Here is a 17,632-nt window from a genome sequence, read left to right as displayed (position 1 = left end):
GAGACGTCACAGTCTCGTGAGGATTGTGCCCGACGTGCGCTTCGCAGTCGGAACGTCCGACGGTCCCGCCCCACCCGTGCCGGGCGTCACACCCGGGGCAGGGACTCCACCCCGATGCCGCCCTCGATCGCCAGGATCCGGTGCAGCCGGGTGGCCACCAGCAGGCGCTGCATCTGCGGCGGTACGCCGCGCAGCACCAGGCGCCGGCCGCAGCGGCCGGCCCGCCGGTGGGCCCCCATGATCACCCCGAGTCCGGTGGCGTCCCAGGAGTCCAGCTCGGACAGGTCGAGCACCAGATCGCCGACTCCGTCGTCGACGGCCGAGTGCAGGACCGTACGGGCGTCCGCCGCGCTGCGGACGTCGAGGACGCCCCCGACGACCAGTTCGGCGTGGTCGCCCCTGATGTGCATATGCGCTCCCCAAGCGTGCGTTCGTGCTCCGCGATGCGTTGTCTGCGTCTGTGGCTGTGGCTGTGCCTGTGTTTGCTACGAGTCTTCGCTGTGGCCGGTGATGCAACCTCTGACTCCGTTGAGCGGTCAGAGGTTGCCGTCTGTAAGCGAACCGATACCGAATTCACCCCATCGCGTGACGCGATCAGGGGACTGTGCGGTGCTTTACGAAAGCTCAGTAGCTGTAAAAGCCTTGCCCGCTCTTGCGTCCGATGTCACCTGCGTCCACCATCCGGCGCATCAGCTCCGGCGGGGCGAACTTCTCGTCCTGGGACTCGGTGTAGATGTTGCTCGTGGCGTGCAGCAGAATGTCGACGCCGGTGAGGTCGGCCGTGGCGAGCGGGCCCATGGCATGACCGAAGCCCAGCTTGCAAGCGAGGTCGATGTCCTCGGCGGTGGCGACACCCGACTCGTAGAGCTTGGTGGCCTCAACGACGAGCGCCGAGATGAGCCGGGTGGTGACGAAGCCGGCGACGTCCCGGTTGACGACGATGCAGGTCTTGCCGACGGACTCGGCGAACTCCCGTGCGGTGGCGAGGGTTTCGTCGCTCGTCTTGTAGCCGCGGACCAGCTCGACGAGTTGCATCATCGGCACCGGCGAGAAGAAGTGGACACCGACGACCCGCTCGGGGCGCTCGGTGGCCGCCGCGATCTTGGTGATCGGGATGGCGGAGGTGTTGGAGGCGAGCACGGTGTCGTCGCGCACGATCTTGTCGAGCGCGCGGAAGATCTCGTGCTTGACCTCGAGCTTCTCGAAGACGGCCTCGACGACGACATCCGCGTCGGCGGCGGCGTCCAGGTCGGTGGTCGCGGTGATACGGGCGAGGGCGGCGTCGGCGTCGTGCGCCTCCAGCTTGCCCTTGCTGACGAACTTGTCGTACGACGCCTTGATGCCGTCGGTGCCTCGCTTCAGCGCCTCGTCGGTGACGTCACGCAGGACCACGTCCCACCCCGCCTGAGCGGAGACCTGGGCGATCCCGGAACCCATCAAGCCGGCGCCGATGACGGCAAGCTTCCGTGCCACTGTTGCGACTCCCCTTTGAAACGCCTTACACCCTGTTTAGGTTGCCTCTTCGGCGGACCTTAGCGCTCGTGAGGGACTGTGTGACCGCTTAGTAACGCGAGTCACGTCTCATCTGACGGACATCACACCGGCACGGGTCATTGAGCGCCACGGACGGCGTAGTTGAGCACCTTCTCGCTCAACAGCTCCTCGATGTCGTCGAGAAGCACGAGTACCTCACGTGATACTTCGTCCGGATTGCGCCCCTTGAGCATCTCCCGGCCGACGGTGACGAAGACCGTCTGATGGGTCCAGGCGATCTGACCCGCGATCAGGCCCGGCAGCGGGTCGCCGTCGGGCGCGCCGGCCTCCTCGCGGAGGGTGGCTTCGAGGTGGTCGTGGATCTCCTGCTGAAGGCTCCACAGCCGGGAGCGCAGCGGCGGCGCCTCGTGGATGACGCGCATGAAGCGGTCGTAGCCCTCCATGAGGCCGAGCCGGGGCGAGACCGCCTCGGCCTCGGCGCGCAGCTCGCGCAGCACGGCGCGGGCGGCCGACTCGCCCTTGTCCCGGGCGCGGACCCAGCGCGACAGCTGCTCGACGACGCCGGCGGAGCGGTCGAAGAAGAGGTCCTCCTTGGCCGGGAAGTAGTTGTAGACGGTGTTGACGGACACGTCGGCCGCGGATGCCTCCGGCGGGAGAACCGGATCCTGGGCGGGCGCGAAGCGCCCGCCCAGCTCACGGCTCAGGCCGCCCGCCAGGGACACGCGGCATCGACCTGGCCGTCCGTGAGGGCGAGATCCTCGGCTTCCTGGGCCGAACGGGGCGGGCAAGACGACGACGCTGCGGATGCTGACGACGTTGCTGGCGCCTACCGGGGGCGCGGCCACCGTGGCGGGCTGCGATCTCGCGACCGACCCCGCCGGGGTGCGCCGGGCGTGCGGATATGTGGCCCAGTCGGGCGGGGTCGACCCGCAGATCTCCGTGCGGGAGGAACTCGTCACCCAGGGCCGCCTGTACCGCCTGGCGAAGACGCAGGCGGCCCGGCGTGCCGAGGAGTTGGCCCGCGACCTGGGCCTGACCGAGCTCCTCGACCGCAAGGCCGGCGCCCTCTCCGGCGGCCAGCGGCGCCGCCTCGACATCGCGATGGCGCTCACCCACCGCCCGAAGGTCCTGTTCCTCGACGAGCCGACGACCGGCCTCGACCCGGGCAGCCGGGCCGACCGGTGGGACCTGATCAGGCGCCTGCGCGACGAGCACCGCACGACCGTCTTCCTGACCACGCACTACCTCGACGAGGCCGACGCCCTCTCGGACCGCCTGGTCGTCGTCGACAAGGGCACGGTCGTGGCGGAGGGCACGCCGAGCGCACTGAAGCTGCGGTACGGCGGCTCGATCGACGCCTCCCTGCAGGACACGTTCCTCGCCATCACCGGCCGCAGCGCCAAGCCGGCCGACGCCGCCCCCGTAGCCGTATAGGACCCCTCGACGATGCTGCTTCACGACACCGCGCTGATCTACGGCCGCTACCTGCGCCAGTCCCTGCGCTCCCGCTTCGCCCTGCTCTTCGGCGTGCTGGTGCCCGGGCTGCTGCTCCAACTCGGCTTGTTCGGGGCCTCGTTCGCGGGCTTCACGATCATCATCGAGCAGGACCAGGGCGTGGTGGAGCGGATGCGGGTGACTCCCGTCAGCCGCCTCGCCCTCCTGCTGGGGCGCGTTCTGCGCGACGCCACCGTGTTCGTGTTCCAGGCGGTGCTGCTGGTGCTGGCGTCGCTGGTGATGGGGCTGCGGGCGCCGGTGCCCGGCGTGCTGATCGGCTTCGCGTTCGTCGCGCTGCTGACGGTGTCGCTGGCCTCACTGTCGTACGCGCTGGCCATGAAGGTCCGCACACCGCAGGAGTTCGGCCCGGCGATCAACGCCATGACGATGCCGATGATGCTCCTGTCGGGCCTGATGCTGCCGATGACGCTGGGGCCGAGGTGGCTGGATGTCCTCTCCCACTTCGTGCCGTTCCGCTATCTGGTGGACGCGGTGCGGGACGCGTACGTCGGCTCGTACGCGACGGCGCACATGCTGTACGGGGTCCTCGTCGTGCTCGCCTTCACCGCACTGGCCGTGACAGTCGGCACACGCGTGTTCCGAACCGCCGGAGCGTAACTACGCTGGCCATATGGTCAATCTGACGCGCATCTACACCAGGACCGGCGACCAGGGCACCACCGCCCTCGGCGACATGAGCCGGGTCGCCAAGACCGATCTGCGGATCTCCGCGTACGCCGACGCCAACGAGGCGAACGCGGTGATCGGCACGGCGATCGCACTGGGCGGGCTCGACGAGGAGATCGTCAAGGTCCTCACCCGCGTGCAGAACGACCTGTTCGACGTGGGTGCGGACCTGTCTACGCCGGTGGTGGAGAACCCGGAGTTCCCGCCCCTGCGGGTCGAGCAGTTCTACATCGACAAGCTGGAGGCGGACTGCGACCGCTTCAACGAGCAGTTGGAGAAGCTGCGCTCCTTCATCCTTCCGGGCGGCACGCCGGGCGCCGCCCTCCTGCACCAGGCCTGCACGGTCGTACGCCGGGCGGAGCGCTCGACGTGGGCGGCACTGGAGGTGCACGGCGAGGTGATGAACCCGCTGACGGCGACCTACCTCAACCGCCTGTCGGACCTGCTGTTCATCCTGGCGAGGACGGCGAACAAGTCCGAGGGCGACGTCCTCTGGGTCCCCGGCGGCGAACGCTGACCAAACCGGCCACCGACCGGGCCATCCGGCTTACGCCCGCTCCAACGGCGAAACCCCCGGGTCCCCCGCAACCGGCGCCGGGGACACCGGCCCCCGGCCGGGGGCCCGGGGGTCGGCCCCCGGAAAATGCAGCGTCCTCGCGAGGACGGCGAACGAGTCCGAGGGCGACATCCTCTGGGTCCCCGGTGGGGAGCGCTAGCGGTTCTCGCGCACCCGCCGGTACAGGCCTACGAGGACGAGGGCACCGCCGCCACACATCATCACCAGACCCACCTTCGTCAGCGTGACGACCGGCACGTCCACGTCCGCGGTGAACAACCACAGCGGCAGGCCGATCAAGAAGGTGACGATGCCTTCCAGCAGGTTCTTCGACGCCTGGCTCATGACCGGACACGCTCCTTGCCGGTCGTGAGCCGGGACTCCTCCTCGGCGCCGGCGGGGGCCTTCTTCGGCCAGATCCAGTACCCCAGCGCGATCAGGCCGTAGATGCCGACCGTGCGGATCGCCACCCACTGGAAGGCGCGCAGGGAGCTGACGTCCCCGGAGTCGCCGACGTACCAGACGGCCAGCTGGAGCAGGCCCAGGGCGACCGCGCCCCCGTACACCGCCCGCATCCACAGCTTGGCCTCGTGGCGGGCGCGGGCGCGACCGTAGCGGGGCGGCTTCTGCGGGGGCGGGGCGCCGCCCAGGCGGTGGGCGGCGTGGCCGTCGAGCCAGCGGATCGTGTAGTGGCCGAAGGCGACGGTGTAGCCGATGTAGAGCGCGGCCAGACCGTGCTCCCAGCCCGGCTCGGCGCCGTTCTTCAGGTCGATCGCCGTCGCGACGAACAGGACCAGCTCCAGCACCGGCTCGCACAGCAGCAGCACCACGCTCGTACGGCGCCACTTCAGCAGGTAGCGGACGGCGAGGCCCAGGGCCAGCAGCACCCAGAAGCCGACCTCGCAGGCGATGATGAGGGCCACTATCACGACTTGCTCCCTTCGGTCACCTTTCCAGGCTCCCGGCGGGACCGGCCGCTTTCGTCATCGGCGGTGACGAACTGGCGGTACATCGAAAGATGCAGTCCAGGACCCTTCGCGAGCATCAAGCGGTGAGCTCCCGGCCCGTGTTGGATGGAGACATGGCCGTACGACTGCCCCGCCCGCACCGCTTCGACGTGCACATCGCCCTCGGCGGGCTGCTCGGCGGCCTGCTGCTGGCGGGCATCGGCCTGGCCACGCGGCCCGCCAAAGATCCGATCACGCTCTTCGACGGCCCTTGGCCGATCCTGGTGCCGCTCACCGTGATGGCCGGCTGCGAGCTGCTGCGTCGGACGGCCCCCCGCACAGCCCTGCTGATCGGCACGCCCGCGATCTGCGTGGACGTCGTGACCCAGGGCAGCCTGGCCACGATCCTGATGTTCACCGACATCGTCTACGCGGCCGTGCTGTACGGCCCGCTCGCCTCGGCCCGCCGTATCCAGTGGATCACCGGTCTGCTCACGGTGGCCGGAACGCTGGTGCCGTTCGCGGTGTGGCGCGTTCCGGAGGCACTGCTGATCGGCGTGGTCGTCGGGATCGTGGCGTACGGGCCCGCCGCCACCGGCTGGATCGTGCGCAACCACCGCGACGCCGCCGAGGCCGCCCGCCTGCGCGCCGAACAGACCGCACTGCTGGCCGAGATGGACCGCACCCAGGCCGTCACCTCGGAACGCGCCCGCATGGCACGCGAGTTGCACGACATGGTCGCCAACCATCTCTCCGCCATCGCCATCCACTCCACGGCCGCGCTCTCCCTGGACGACCCGAAGACCTCCCAGGAGGCCCTGTCCGTCATCCGCGAGAACAGCGTGCAGGGGCTCGCCGAGATGCGCCGGCTCATCGGCATCCTGCGCGACTCCAGCGGCGACAACGAGCCGGTCGCCGCCCCCACGCTCGACGGCCTCGACGCGCTGGTCGAGGGCGCCCGCACCAACGGCCTCGACGTCACCCTCGACGCCTCCTGCGCCGCCGTCCCCGCCCCGGTCGAGCTCGCCGCCTACCGCATCGTCCAGGAGTCCCTGACCAACGCCCTCAAGCACGCCTCCCCCGGCAGGGTCAGGGTCGCGTTGGCGCACCGGGACGGCTGCCTCACCGTCGCCGTGACCAGCCCGTTCGGCGGCGACCGGGACGGGCCCCGCGCGCCCGGCTCGGGTGCCGGTCTGGTCGGGATGCGGGAGCGGGTCGAGCTGCTGGGCGGCACGTTCGAGGCCGGCCCCGACGAGGACCGGGACTCGATCGACGGCAAGATCTGGGTCGTACGCGCCACGCTTCCCGTGACCGAAGGAGACAGAGAATGATCCGAGTCCTGGTCGCCGAGGACCAGTCCGCCGTCCGCGCCGGGCTCGTCCTCATCCTGCGCAGCGCGCCCGACGTCGAGGTGGTCGGCGAGGCGGCGGACGGCGAGCAGGCGGTGGCCATGGCGCGCGAGCTGCGGCCCGACCTGGTCCTGATGGATGTTCAGATGCCACGTCTGGATGGAGTGTCGGCGACCCGGCAGGTGGTCGCCGAGCGGCTGGCCGACGTCCTCGTGCTCACCACCTTCGACCTCGACGAGTACGTGTTCGGGGCGTTGCGGGCCGGGGCCGCGGGGTTCCTGCTGAAGAACACCGAGGCGAGGGACCTGATCGAGGCCGTCCGGACGGTGGCTCGTGGGGAGGGCCTGATCGCCCCGGCCGTCACCCGGCGCCTGATCGCCGAGTTCGCCGCGAAGCCCGTACGGGAGACGACGGCCGACCCGTCGGTTCTGGACAGTCTCACGCGCCGCGAACGCGAGGTGCTCGCCTGCCTCGGGGAGGGGTTGTCCAACGCCGACATCGCGACCCGGCTCGACATGGCCGAGGCGACGGTGAAGACGCACGTCAGCCGGTTGCTGGGGAAGCTGGAGCTGCGCAGCCGGGTGCAAGCGGCCGTACTGGCACAGGAGTTGGGGATCCAGAGGGGCTGAGCGGAGAGGGCTCGCCCGAGACAGAAGGTAAATGGTCCAGACCTATTGACCGCTGGTCCAGACCTTTCTATTCTCACGGCACCATGAGTGGGCGTGAGGCTCAGCATGCCCCCCAACTCCCCAACAAGGAGGCGCAGCATGCGCTTCAGACACAGAGCCGCGGCAGGGTTCGCGACACTGTTGCTCCCCTTCGCCGGCCTGGTCGGCCTCGCGGGCCCCGCCGAGGCCGCGACCTCCGCCACCGCCACCTACGTCAAGACGCAGGACTGGGGCTCCGGCTTCGAGGGCAAGTGGACGGTGAAGAACACCGGCACGACCTCCCTCAGCTCCTGGACCGTCGAGTGGGACTTCCCCTCCGGCACGTCCGTCACCTCCGCCTGGGACGCCGACGTCACCTCCTCCGGCAGCCACTGGACCGCCAAGAACAAGTCCTGGAACGGCACCCTCGCCCCCGGCGCCTCCGTCACCTTCGGCTTCAACGGCACCGGTACCGGCTCCCCCGCGAACTGCAAGCTGAACGGCGGCAGCTGCGACGGCGGCAGCGTCCCCGGCGACAACCCGCCGTCCGCCCCCGGCACGCCCACCGCCTCCGACATCACCAACACCTCGGTGAAGCTCAGCTGGCCGGCCGCCACCGACGACAACGGCGTCAAGAACTACGACGTCCTGCGCGACGGCGCCAAGGTCGCGACGGTGACGACCACGTCGTACACCGACACCGGCCTGAGCGCCGGCACCGACTACTCCTACACCGTCCAGGCCCGCGACAGCGCCGACCAGACCGGTCCGGCGAGCGGCGCCCGCGCGGTGCGCACCACGGGCAGCACCGAGGAACCGCCGCCGACCGGCAGCAAGGTCAAGCTCGGCTACTTCACCGAGTGGGGCGTCTACGGCCGCAACTACCACGTCAAGAACCTGGTGACCTCGGGCTCGGCGTCGAAGATCACCCACATCAACTACGCGTTCGGCAACGTCAAGAACGGTCAGTGCACCGTCGACGACACCTACGCCGCCTACGACAAGGCCTACACCGCCGACCAGTCCGTCAGCGGCACCGCCGACACCTGGGACCAGCCGCTGCGCGGCAACTTCAACCAGCTCCGGCAGCTGAAGGCGAAGTACCCGCACATCAAGGTGCTGTACTCCTTCGGCGGCTGGACCTACTCCGGCGGCTTCGGCCAGGCCGCGGCCAACGCCGCCGCGTTCGCCAAGTCCTGCAAGGCCGTGGTCGAGGACCCGCGCTGGGCCGACGTCTTCGACGGCATCGACATCGACTGGGAGTACCCGAACGCCTGCGGCCTGACCTGCGACACCTCCGGCGCCGCGGCCTTCAAGAACCTGGCCCAGGCACTGCGAGCCGAGTTCGGCTCGAACTACTTGATCACCGCCGCCATCACGGCCGACGCCTCGTCCGGCGGCAAGATCGACGCGGCCGACTACGGCGGCGCCGCCCAGTACCTCGACTGGTACAACGTGATGACGTACGACTACTTCGGCGCCTGGGACAAGACCGGCCCGACGGCCCCGCACTCGCCGCTCACGTCGTACTCCGGCATCCCGAAGGAGGGCTTCAACTCCGCCGCCGCCATAGCCAAGCTCAAGACCAAGGGCGTCCCGGCGAGCAAGCTGCTGCTCGGCATCGGCTTCTACGGCCGCGGCTGGACCGGCGTCACCCAGTCCGCCCCCGGCGGCACCGCCACGGGCCCGGCGACCGGCACCTATGAGGCGGGCATCGAGGACTACAAGGTCCTGAAGAGCTCCTGCCCGGCCACCGGCACGATCGCGGGCACGGCGTACGCGCACTGCGGCAGCAACTGGTGGTCGTACGACACTCCCGCCACCATCGGCACGAAGATGGCGTGGGCCAAGACTCAGGGTCTGGGCGGCGCGTTCTTCTGGGAGTTCAGCGGCGACACCGGCAACGGCGAGCTGGTGAGCGCCATCAACAGCGGGCTGCAGTAATCCGCACGGTTCCCCCCACCCGCCACGGACAGGTCACGAGCCTGTCCGTGGCGTCTTTCTCGCTCACGTAGGACGGTCAGGCGACATTGACTCGCTGACCGGGCGGGGCTGCCTCCAGCCACGCGAGGAAACCGGTCAGCGCGTCTTCGCTCATGGCGAGTTCGAGGCGCGTGCCCCGGTGCAGACAGGTGAGGATGACGGCGTCGGAGAGCAGCGCCAGCTCCTCTTCGCCGTCGGGTACGCGGCGGCCGGCCACCTCGATCGCGGAGCGCTCCAGGATGCGGCGCGGGCGGTAGGCGTAGGAGAAGACGCGGTACCACTCGATGCGGTCGCCGTTGTAGCGGGCGACGCCGTAGCTCCAGCCCTTGCCGCTGGTGTCGGGTTTCTCCGGCACGTCCCAGCGCAGGGAACAGTCGAAAGTGCCGCCGGAACGCTGGATGAGCCTGCGGCGCAGGCCGAAGACGAACAGCCCCAGCACCACGAGGGCGACAACGATTCCGCACACAGTCAGAGCGAGGACCATCGACACCGACCTCCTCGTCTCCTAGGTAACGGAACGGAAAAAACTTCCATATCTGCCTCAGCCGCGACCGGCACCGGATTGCTCCGGTCCCAGCCGCGGCTGAGTGACGTCATCGCGTGCGCTCCCCCAGAGCCTAAAGGGCCCGGGCGTTACCCCCAGGGGTCAGCGCGCCGTCGCCGCCCGCAGGCGGACCTCCGCGCGGCGCTCGGCGACGTCGTCGCCCTCCGCCTTCGCGCGCTCGAGTTCCCGCTCCGCGCGCTGGACATCGATCTCGTCCGACAGCTCGGCGATCTCGGCCAGCAGCGACAGCTTGTCGTCCGCGAAGGAGATGAAACCGCCGTGCACTGCGGCGATGACGGTTCCACCTTCACTCGTACGGATGGTCACCGGGCCCGACTCCAGCACACCGAGCAGCGGCTGGTGACCGGGCATGACGCCGATGTCGCCGGACGTGGTGCGCGCGACGACCAGGGTGGCCTGGCCGGACCAGACCTCACGGTCGGCGGCGACCAGCGCGACGTGCAGCTCAGCAGCCAAGGTGGCTCCTCGGGTCACCACCCGGCGGTTCTGCCGGGTGTTGGTTACAAGTCTAGTAGGCGTGGCAGAGGGGGCGGGACGTGCCCCGCCCCCTCACCAAGAGCACAAGGCTCAAGAGCATCGGTACGTCAGGAGACGCCCAGCTCCTTGGCGTTCTTCTTCAGGTCCTCGAGACCACCGCACATGAAGAACGCCTGCTCCGGGAAGTGGTCGAACTCACCGTCGCAGATCGCGTTGAACGCGGTGATCGACTCGTCCAGCGGCACGTCGGAGCCGTCCACACCGGTGAACTGCTTGGCGACGTGCGTGTTCTGCGACAGGAAGCGCTCGACGCGGCGGGCACGCTGGACGACCAGCTTGTCCTCCTCGCTGAGCTCGTCGATACCGAGGATCGCGATGATGTCCTGGAGGTCCTTGTACTTCTGCAGGATCCCCTTGACACGCATGGCGGTGTTGTAGTGGTCCGCCGTGATGTAGCGCGGGTCCAGGATGCGGGACGTGGAGTCCAGCGGGTCGATCGCCGGGTAGATGCCCTTCTCGGAGATCGGACGGGACAGAACCGTCGTCGCGTCGAGGTGGGCGAACGTGGTGGCCGGGGCCGGGTCGGTCAGGTCGTCCGCGGGGACGTAGATCGCCTGCATCGAGGTGATCGAGTGACCACGGGTCGAGGTGATGCGCTCCTGGAGGAGACCCATCTCGTCGGCCAGGTTCGGCTGGTAGCCCACCGCGGAGGGCATACGGCCGAGCAGGGTCGACACCTCGGAACCGGCCTGGGTGAAGCGGAAGATGTTGTCGATGAAGAACAGCACGTCCTGCTTCTGCACATCGCGGAAGTACTCCGCCATGGTCAGACCGGCGAGGGCCACGCGCAGACGGGTGCCCGGGGGCTCGTCCATCTGACCGAAGACCAGCGCGGTCTTGTCGATCACGCCGGACTCGCTCATCTCGTCGATGAGGTCGTTGCCCTCACGGGTGCGCTCACCGACACCGGCGAACACCGACACACCGTCGTGGTTGTTGGCGACGCGGTAGATCATCTCCTGGATGAGCACCGTCTTGCCGACGCCGGCGCCGCCGAACAGACCGATCTTGCCGCCCTTGACGTACGGGGTGAGCAGGTCGATGCACTTGACGCCGGTCTCGAACATCTCGGTCTTCGACTCGAGCTCGTCGAAGTTCGGGGCCTTGCGGTGGATGGTCCAGCGCTCGCCGTCGTAGGACTCGTCGACGTTCAGCACCTCACCGAGGGTGTTGAACACCTTGCCCTTGGTGAAGTCACCGACCGGGACGGTGATGCCCGTGCCGGTGTCGGTGACCGCGGCCTGGCGGACCAGACCGTCGGTGGGCTGCATGGAGATGGTACGGACCAGGCCGTCACCCAGGTGCTGGGCGACTTCCAGGGTCAGGATCTTCTTCTCGCCCGCCTTCGCCGGGTCGGCGACCTCGACGTGAAGGGCGTTGTAGATCTCCGGCATCGCGTCGACGGGGAACTCCACGTCGACGACCGGGCCGATGACCCGGGCGACGCGGCCCGTGGCCGTCGCGGTCTCAACAGTGGTGGTCATTAGCGGTCACTCCCCGCGGTCGCGTCGGCCAGGGCTGCGGTGCCACCGACGATCTCGCTGATTTCCTGGGTGATTTCGGCCTGGCGGGCCGCGTTCGCAAGCCGGGACAGCGTCTCGATGAGCTCTCCGGCGTTGTCGGTGGCCGACTTCATCGCGCGCCGCGTGGCGGCGTGCTTGGAGGCGGCCGACTGGAGCAGCGCGTTGTAGATACGGCTCTCCACGTAGCGCGGCAGCAGGGCGTCGAGGACGTCCTCCGCCGAGGGCTCGAAGTCGTACAGCGGAAGGATCTCGCCCTTGGGCCTCTCCTCCGCGATCTCTTCGATACTGAGCGGCAGCATGCGCGCGTCGAGCGCCTGCTGGGTCATCATCGAGACGAACTCGGTGTAGACGATGTGGAGCTCGTCCACGCCACCCTCAGCCGTCTCCGTCTCGATCGCCTCGATCAGCGGAGCCGCGACCTTCTTGGCGTCCGCGTACGTGGGCTCGTCGGTGAAGCCGCTCCACGACTCCGCGATCTTGCGCTCACGGAAGTTGTAGTGGGCGACACCGCGCCGGCCGACGATGTAGATGTCGACCTGCTTGCCCTCGCGCTCCAGGCGCTCGGTCAGCTGCTCCGCCGCCTTGATGGCGTTGGAGTTGAAGGCGCCGGCCAGACCGCGGTCGCTCGTCAGGAGCAGCACCGCGGACCGCGTGACCGTCTCGGCCTGCGTGGTCAGCGGGTGCTTGGTGTTCGAGCCGGTGCCGACCGCCGTGACCGCGCGGGTGAGCTCGGCCGCGTACGGCGTGGAGGCCGCCACCTTGCGCTGCGCCTTGACGACGCGCGAGGCGGCGATCATCTCCATCGCCTTCGTGATCTTCTTGGTCGCGGTGACGGATCGGATGCGACGCTTGTAGACCCGGAGCTGGGCTCCCATGAGTCAGGTCCCTTCCTTACGTCACTTGGAGGCGCTGGTCGCCTTCGGGGCGGCCGCAGCCTCTTCGCCGAGCAGCTTGCCGTCAGCGGTCTCGAACTGCTTCTTGAACTCCGCGATGGCGTCGGCGACGGCGGTGAGCGTGTCGTCCGACATCTTGCCGCCCTCCTTGATGGAGGTCATGAGGCCCTGCTCCTTGCGGTGCAGGTACTCCAGGAGCTCCTTCTCGAAGCGGCGGATGTCGACGACCGGCACGTCGTCCATCTTGCCGGTGGTGCCGGCCCAGACGGAGACGACCTGGTCCTCGGTGGACATCGGCTCGTACTGCGCCTGCTTCAGCAGCTCGACCATGCGCTGACCGCGCTCCAGCTGCGCCTTCGACGCGGCGTCCAGGTCGGAACCGAAGGCGGCGAACGCCTCCAGCTCACGGAACTGGGCGAGGTCGACGCGCAGACGACCGGAGACCTGCTTCATCGCCTTGTGCTGCGCGGAACCACCGACTCGGGAGACGGAGATACCGACGTTCAGCGCGGGGCGCTGACCGGCGTTGAACAGGTCCGACTCCAGGAAGCACTGGCCGTCGGTGATGGAGATGACGTTGGTCGGGATGAACGCCGAGACGTCGTTGGCCTTGGTCTCGACGATCGGCAGACCGGTCATCGAGCCGGCGCCCATGTCGTCGGAGAGCTTCGCGCAGCGCTCCAGCAGACGGGAGTGCAGGTAGAAGACGTCACCCGGGTAGGCCTCACGGCCCGGCGGGCGGCGCAGCAGCAGGGACACGGCGCGGTAGGCGTCGGCCTGCTTCGAGAGGTCGTCGAAGATGATGAGGACGTGCTTGCCCTCGTACATCCACTGCTGGCCGATGGCCGAACCGGTGTACGGCGCCAGGTACTTGAAGCCGGCCGGGTCGGACGCGGGGGCGGCGACGATGGTCGTGTACTCCAGCGCGCCGTTCTCCTCCAGCGCGCGGCGGACCGACGCGATCGTCGAGCCCTTCTGACCGATGGCGACGTAGATGCAGCGGACCTGCTTGTTCGGGTCGCCGGTGCGCCAGTTGTCGCGCTGGTTGATGATCGTGTCGACAGCCAGGGCGGTCTTGCCGGTCTGGCGGTCACCGATGACCAGCTGACGCTGGCCACGGCCGATCGGGGTCATCGCGTCGACGGCCTTGTAGCCGGTCTCCATCGGCTCGTGCACCGACTTGCGCTGCATGACCGTGGGGGCCTGCAGCTCAAGGGCACGACGACCGCTGGTCTCGATCTCGCCGAGGCCGTCGATCGGGTTGCCGAGCGGGTCGACGACGCGGCCGAGGTAGCCCTCGCCGACGGCCACGGAGAGGACCTCACCGGTACGGGAGACCGGCTGCCCCTCCTCGATGCCGCTGAACTCACCGAGGACGATGGCACCGATCTCGCGCTCCTCGAGGTTGAGGGCGAGGCCGAGGGTGCCGTCCTCGAACTTCAGCAGTTCGTTGGCCATGGCCGAGGGCAGACCCTCGACCTTCGCGATGCCGTCGCCGGCAAGGGTGACCGTACCGACCTCCTCGCGCGAGGCCGCGTCCGGCTTGTACGACTGGACGAACGTCTCCAGCGCGTCCCGGATCTCCTCCGGCCGGATCGTGAGCTCCGCCATCTGGGTTCCCTGCTCTCCTTGTTGGGCCCGAAGTTTCACTTTGGGGGTCTGGGGGCGACCCCCAGGATTCTTCTGCACGGCCCAACCAGGGCCGTCGTAAGTACGTACTGCCTATTGAGTTGCTGCTCAGCTCGCCAGGCGGCGGCCGGCGTCCTCGATGCGGTCCGCGAGGGAGCCGTTGATGACCTCGTCGCCGACCTGCACCCGGATTCCGCCGAGGACCTCGGGGTCCACGTCGAGGTTGAGGTGCATCTGGCGGCCGTAGAGCTTCGCGAGGGCGGCGCCCAGGCGCTGCTTCTGCTGGTCGCTCAGCGGTACCGCCGAGGTGACGACGGCCACCATGCGCTCCCGGCGCTCGGCGGCGAGCTTGGACAGGGACTCCAGTCCCGACTCCAGGCTACGTCCACGCGGCGCGGTCACAAGACGCGTCACCAGACGCTCGGTGGTCGCCTTTGCCCGGCCACCGAGCAGGCTGCGCAGCAGCTCGCTCTTGGCCGAGGTGGCGGCGGACCGGTCGGTCAGCGCGGCGCGCAGCCCGGTGTTCGAGGCGACGATCCGGCCGAACCGGAACAGCTCGTCCTCGACGTCGTCGAGCGTGCCCGCCTTCTGGGCGGCGGTGAGGTCGGCGGTGTTCGCCAGCACCTCAAGGGCGTCCACCAGGTCACGCGACTGCGACCAGCGGGAGCGCACCATGCCGGCCAGCAGGTCCACGGCCTCGCCGCCGACCTGGCCGCCGAGCAGGCGCTGGGCCAGCTCCGCCTTGGCCTCGCCGGCCTGCGCCGGGTCGGTGAGGACCCGACGCAGCGACACCTCGCGGTCGAGCAGCGCGGTGAGGGCGGCCAGCTCGTCGGCGAGCTTGGTCGCGTCGACGGACGTGTTGTCCGTCAGCGCGTCGAGACGCTCACGTGCGGCTGCCAGGGCCTCGCGGCTCGCTCCGTTCATCGTCCGGCCTCGGCCTTCTCCTCGAGCTCGTCGAGGAAGCGGTCGATGACGCGGCTCTGCCGGGCGTGGTCCTCGAGGGACTCACCGACGAGCTTGCCGGCCAGGTCGGTGGCGAGCTTGCCGACGTCCTGGCGCAGCGCGGAGGACGCGGCCTTGCGGTCGGCCTCGATCTGCGCGTGACCGGCGGCGACGATCTCCTCGCGCTGCCGCTGGCCTTCCGCGCGCATCTCCGCGATGAGCGTGGCGCCCTGCTCCTGCGCCTCCTGGCGCAGACGCGCGGCCTCGTGCCGGGCCTCGGCGAGCTGGGCCTTGTACTGCTCGAGGACGCTCTGCGCCTCGACCTGCGCCGCCTCGGCCTTCTCAATACCACCTTCGATCGCCTCGCGGCGCTCTTCCAGAACCTTGTTGATGTTCGGAAGCAGCTTCTTCCAGAAGAAGAAGAACACGATGGCGAAGGCGATGGTGCCGACGAGCAGCTCGGGGCCCGGAGGAACGAGCGGGCTCTGCTCCTCTTCGGCCGCCAGCTGTACCAGGTTGGCGATCACATCAGTGCCTTTCGTCGAAAAGTGTCAGGTGGCTAGTGCTTAGCGACCGAACACGAACGGCATAACGATGCCGATGAGGGCGAGCGCCTCACAGAAGGCGAAGCCGAGGATCTGGTTGGCACGGATCAGGCCGGCAGCCTCGGGCTGACGGGCCAGGGCCTGGGTGCCGTTACCGAAGATGATGCCGACGCCGACGCCGGGGCCGATGGCGGCGAGACCGTAGCCGATGGAACCGAGGGAGCCGGAGACCTCAGCGGCAAGCTGCACAGCGGACATGCTGTAACTTCCTTCTCTTTGCGGACCGGTGGGGGTTGGCCACCGGACGACAGGGGTTTGCGGGCAGGTAAGGGCTCAGTGGTGCTCGGCGAGAGCGCCCTGAATGTACGAGCAGGCGAGGAGCACGAAGACGTACGCCTGGACGGCCTGCACGAAAAGCTCGAAGAGGATCATGACCACGGTCATGACGAAGGAGACACCGGCCGCCGGGATCATCCAGCTGTTCAGCAGGTACCAGGACGCGACCGTGAACATGACCAGCATCAGGTGGCCGGCGAACATGTTCGCGAAGAGTCGCACCGCGTGCGTGAACGGCCGGACGAAGAGGTTCGAGAGGAACTCGATGAACATCACGAGCGGCAGCACGGCGCCGAGCGACTTGTCGTAGCCGGTGACGTTCTTGAAGAAGCCGACGAAACCGTGGCGCTTGAAGGTCAGCGAGACCCAGAGGACCCAGACGAGCGCGGCGAGGACGATCGGGTACGCGATGATCGACGACACCGGGAACTGGGCCAGCGGGATCACGGACCAGATGTTCATGATCCAGATGAAGAAGAACATCGAGACCATCAGGGGGACGTACTTCTCGCCCTCCTTCTTGCCGAGGGTCTCGTAGACGATGCCGCGGCGTACGAAGTCGTAACCGGCCTCGGCGACCATCTGCAGCTTGCCCGGTACCACCTTCGCCTTGCTGAAGGCGAGTGTGAAGAAGGTGACGACCAGCAGCGTGGTGATGAGGGCAAGCAGCATCACCTTGTTGAACTCGAACCCCCCGACCGTGGCGATCGGCTGGAACAGGAACGAGTGCAGGCCCGGAGCCGGGAAGCCACAGCCGTTGTCGGACATGATCCGACAGTTCCACTCAAAGGCGAGCTGGGTCTGGTCAGCACTCACCACGGGCTCCTTCGGCGTGACGCATGGGTTCGGCAACCTCGTTGTGTCGGCGCGGCGCGCAGCCGCGGGTCGGCACTGGACTGGTGTTACGAATGTGGGGGCGGCTGGGGGGCATCAAGCCTCGCGATTGAGCAGGCGTCAGCTCAGATGCCCGCGCCCGCGATGCCGCAGTTGGCACCGGACGATAGCAGGAGATCTCCCAAGCCTTTATCCCGGCCCTACCCCTCACGACGACGGCCCTGTCTTCTCGGACTTCCCGCTCTTCTCGTGGTCGGGGTCGATGTAGAAGATCTTGGCCTTCATATGCGCACGGGCTTGTGCGGCCATCCACACGACGGTCGCGACGACGAGCGAGACCGCAAACGCCTTCGCGTTGAAGAGAGAGGTGTCTTTGAAGAGGGCGACGAAGATCAGGAGCAGCAGGAGCTGAGCGACGTAGAGCATCAGCCCCATGGCCTGGAACAGCTGCGGGAGCGTTTTTGCCGTCCATTGCAGGACATACAGGCCGATCCCCATGAAGAGGATGGCCAGCACCGTCCCGACAGCCGCACCGATCGCCCCCTCGCCACCGGCGATCACACCGCTGACGGCGACGGCGACCGCGCCGACCGCGGCCGTAGGCGCAGCGATCTGCAGAAGGTTCCGGGCGTCATTGGACGGCATGGCGGCAACTCCGCTTTCACGGTGGG

Annotated in this window: 20 protein-coding genes and 1 pseudogene; 6 read left to right on the top strand and 15 right to left on the bottom strand. The window is 68.6% G+C overall.

Going from position 1 to position 17,632, the window contains the following annotated elements:
* Window positions 1–86: 86 nt before the first annotated feature.
* The 3 genes from ADL12_RS34760 to ADL12_RS34750 form a co-directional block, all read right to left on the bottom strand.
* Window positions 87–410: an STAS domain-containing protein gene (locus ADL12_RS34760; RefSeq protein WP_030046661.1), complete on the bottom strand. Its 324-nt coding sequence runs from the start codon at window positions 408–410 to the stop codon at window positions 87–89.
* A 214-nt stretch (window positions 411–624) separates the two neighbouring features.
* Window positions 625–1,473: a 3-hydroxyacyl-CoA dehydrogenase family protein gene (locus ADL12_RS34755; protein WP_062709780.1), complete on the bottom strand. Its 849-nt coding sequence runs from the start codon at window positions 1,471–1,473 to the stop codon at window positions 625–627.
* A gap of 137 nt (window positions 1,474–1,610) precedes the next feature.
* Window positions 1,611–2,198 carry a TetR/AcrR family transcriptional regulator gene (locus ADL12_RS34750; protein ID WP_062709824.1) on the bottom strand — a complete coding sequence of 196 codons (588 nt, stop codon included), beginning with the start codon at window positions 2,196–2,198 and terminating at the stop codon, window positions 1,611–1,613.
* Between ADL12_RS34750 and ADL12_RS34745 the strand changes: the two are divergent.
* The 3 genes and pseudogenes from ADL12_RS34745 (at window position 2,135) to ADL12_RS34735 (ending at window position 4,192) form a co-directional block, all read left to right on the top strand.
* Window positions 2,135–2,928: pseudogene (locus tag ADL12_RS34745) on the top strand (ABC transporter ATP-binding protein). The gene ADL12_RS34750 and the pseudogene ADL12_RS34745 sit on opposite strands and share 64 nt — an antisense overlap.
* Before the next feature lie 12 nt (window positions 2,929–2,940).
* Window positions 2,941–3,606 (top strand): ABC transporter permease, encoded by a 666-nt coding sequence (locus ADL12_RS34740; protein WP_062709779.1) that lies wholly within the window; start codon window positions 2,941–2,943, stop codon window positions 3,604–3,606.
* Window positions 3,607–3,619: 13 nt separating this feature from the next.
* Complete coding sequence (locus tag ADL12_RS34735) at window positions 3,620–4,192, top strand: cob(I)yrinic acid a,c-diamide adenosyltransferase (RefSeq protein ID WP_062709778.1); 573 nt, start codon at window positions 3,620–3,622, stop codon at window positions 4,190–4,192.
* A gap of 195 nt (window positions 4,193–4,387) precedes the next feature.
* Here the strand turns inward: ADL12_RS34735 and ADL12_RS34730 are convergent, their stop codons facing one another.
* Both ADL12_RS34730 and ADL12_RS34725 read right to left on the bottom strand, forming a co-directional pair.
* Window positions 4,388–4,576 carry a DUF5708 family protein gene (locus ADL12_RS34730; protein ID WP_062709777.1) on the bottom strand — a complete coding sequence of 63 codons (189 nt, stop codon included), beginning with the start codon at window positions 4,574–4,576 and terminating at the stop codon, window positions 4,388–4,390.
* Window positions 4,573–5,160 (bottom strand): hypothetical protein, encoded by a 588-nt coding sequence (locus tag ADL12_RS34725; protein ID WP_062709775.1) that lies wholly within the window; start codon window positions 5,158–5,160, stop codon window positions 4,573–4,575. Before ADL12_RS34725 ends, ADL12_RS34730 begins: the two co-directional genes overlap by 4 nt.
* A 152-nt stretch (window positions 5,161–5,312) precedes the next feature.
* Between ADL12_RS34725 and ADL12_RS34720 the strand changes: the two genes are divergently transcribed.
* The 3 genes from ADL12_RS34720 to ADL12_RS34710 all read left to right on the top strand — a co-directional run bounded on the left by ADL12_RS34720 (window position 5,313) and on the right by ADL12_RS34710 (window position 9,118).
* A complete protein-coding gene (locus tag ADL12_RS34720; protein ID WP_062709773.1) occupies window positions 5,313–6,509 on the top strand; it encodes a sensor histidine kinase in 1,197 nt (398 codons plus the stop codon).
* Window positions 6,506–7,156, top strand: coding sequence for a response regulator (locus ADL12_RS34715; protein WP_062709770.1), 651 nt, complete (start codon window positions 6,506–6,508; stop codon window positions 7,154–7,156). Before ADL12_RS34720 ends, ADL12_RS34715 begins: the two co-directional genes overlap by 4 nt.
* A gap of 138 nt (window positions 7,157–7,294) precedes the next feature.
* Complete coding sequence (locus ADL12_RS34710) at window positions 7,295–9,118, top strand: glycoside hydrolase family 18 chitinase (protein WP_062709767.1); 1,824 nt, start codon at window positions 7,295–7,297, stop codon at window positions 9,116–9,118.
* Window positions 9,119–9,194: 76 nt separating this feature from the next.
* Here ADL12_RS34710 and ADL12_RS34705 read toward each other — a convergent pair whose 3' ends face one another.
* From ADL12_RS34705 to ADL12_RS34660, 10 genes are all read right to left on the bottom strand, one after another.
* Complete coding sequence (locus ADL12_RS34705; protein WP_062709764.1) at window positions 9,195–9,641, bottom strand: DUF2550 domain-containing protein; 447 nt, start codon at window positions 9,639–9,641, stop codon at window positions 9,195–9,197.
* Window positions 9,642–9,803: 162 nt separating this feature from the next.
* Window positions 9,804–10,178 (bottom strand): F0F1 ATP synthase subunit epsilon, encoded by a 375-nt coding sequence (locus ADL12_RS34700; RefSeq protein ID WP_062709761.1) that lies wholly within the window; start codon window positions 10,176–10,178, stop codon window positions 9,804–9,806.
* A gap of 128 nt (window positions 10,179–10,306) precedes the next feature.
* Window positions 10,307–11,743, bottom strand: a complete 1,437-nt coding sequence (gene atpD, locus ADL12_RS34695; RefSeq protein WP_062709758.1) for a F0F1 ATP synthase subunit beta — start codon at window positions 11,741–11,743, stop codon at window positions 10,307–10,309.
* Window positions 11,743–12,657 (bottom strand): F0F1 ATP synthase subunit gamma, encoded by a 915-nt coding sequence (locus ADL12_RS34690; RefSeq protein ID WP_062709754.1) that lies wholly within the window; start codon window positions 12,655–12,657, stop codon window positions 11,743–11,745. Before ADL12_RS34690 ends, atpD begins: the two co-directional genes overlap by 1 nt.
* A gap of 21 nt (window positions 12,658–12,678) precedes the next feature.
* Window positions 12,679–14,286, bottom strand: a complete 1,608-nt coding sequence (gene atpA, locus ADL12_RS34685; RefSeq protein WP_062709751.1) for a F0F1 ATP synthase subunit alpha — start codon at window positions 14,284–14,286, stop codon at window positions 12,679–12,681.
* Between the two features lie 126 nt (window positions 14,287–14,412).
* On the bottom strand, window positions 14,413–15,228 hold the full coding sequence (locus ADL12_RS34680) for a F0F1 ATP synthase subunit delta (RefSeq protein WP_062709748.1): 816 nt from the start codon (window positions 15,226–15,228) through the stop codon (window positions 14,413–14,415).
* A complete protein-coding gene (locus ADL12_RS34675; protein ID WP_062709745.1) occupies window positions 15,225–15,773 on the bottom strand; it encodes a F0F1 ATP synthase subunit B in 549 nt (182 codons plus the stop codon). The genes ADL12_RS34680 and ADL12_RS34675 overlap by 4 nt, the downstream gene beginning before the upstream one ends.
* 39 nt (window positions 15,774–15,812) lie before the next feature.
* Window positions 15,813–16,049: an ATP synthase subunit c family protein gene (locus tag ADL12_RS34670; protein WP_062709742.1), complete on the bottom strand. Its 237-nt coding sequence runs from the start codon at window positions 16,047–16,049 to the stop codon at window positions 15,813–15,815.
* A 75-nt stretch (window positions 16,050–16,124) separates the two neighbouring features.
* Complete coding sequence (gene atpB, locus ADL12_RS34665; RefSeq protein ID WP_482262715.1) at window positions 16,125–16,943, bottom strand: F0F1 ATP synthase subunit A; 819 nt, start codon at window positions 16,941–16,943, stop codon at window positions 16,125–16,127.
* 225 nt (window positions 16,944–17,168) lie between these two features.
* Entirely contained in the window at window positions 17,169–17,606 is a 438-nt protein-coding gene (locus ADL12_RS34660; protein WP_062709738.1) for a Cg1360 family ATP-synthase-associated protein, read from the bottom strand.
* Window positions 17,607–17,632 lie beyond the last annotated feature (26 nt).

It is taken from the genome of Streptomyces regalis (assembly GCF_001509475.1).
In the GTDB taxonomy this organism is placed as follows: Bacteria; Actinomycetota; Actinomycetes; order Streptomycetales; family Streptomycetaceae; genus Streptomyces; species Streptomyces regalis.
The sequence above is the reverse complement of the archived record's forward strand: the minus strand, read 5'-3'. Positions and strand labels throughout refer to the sequence as shown.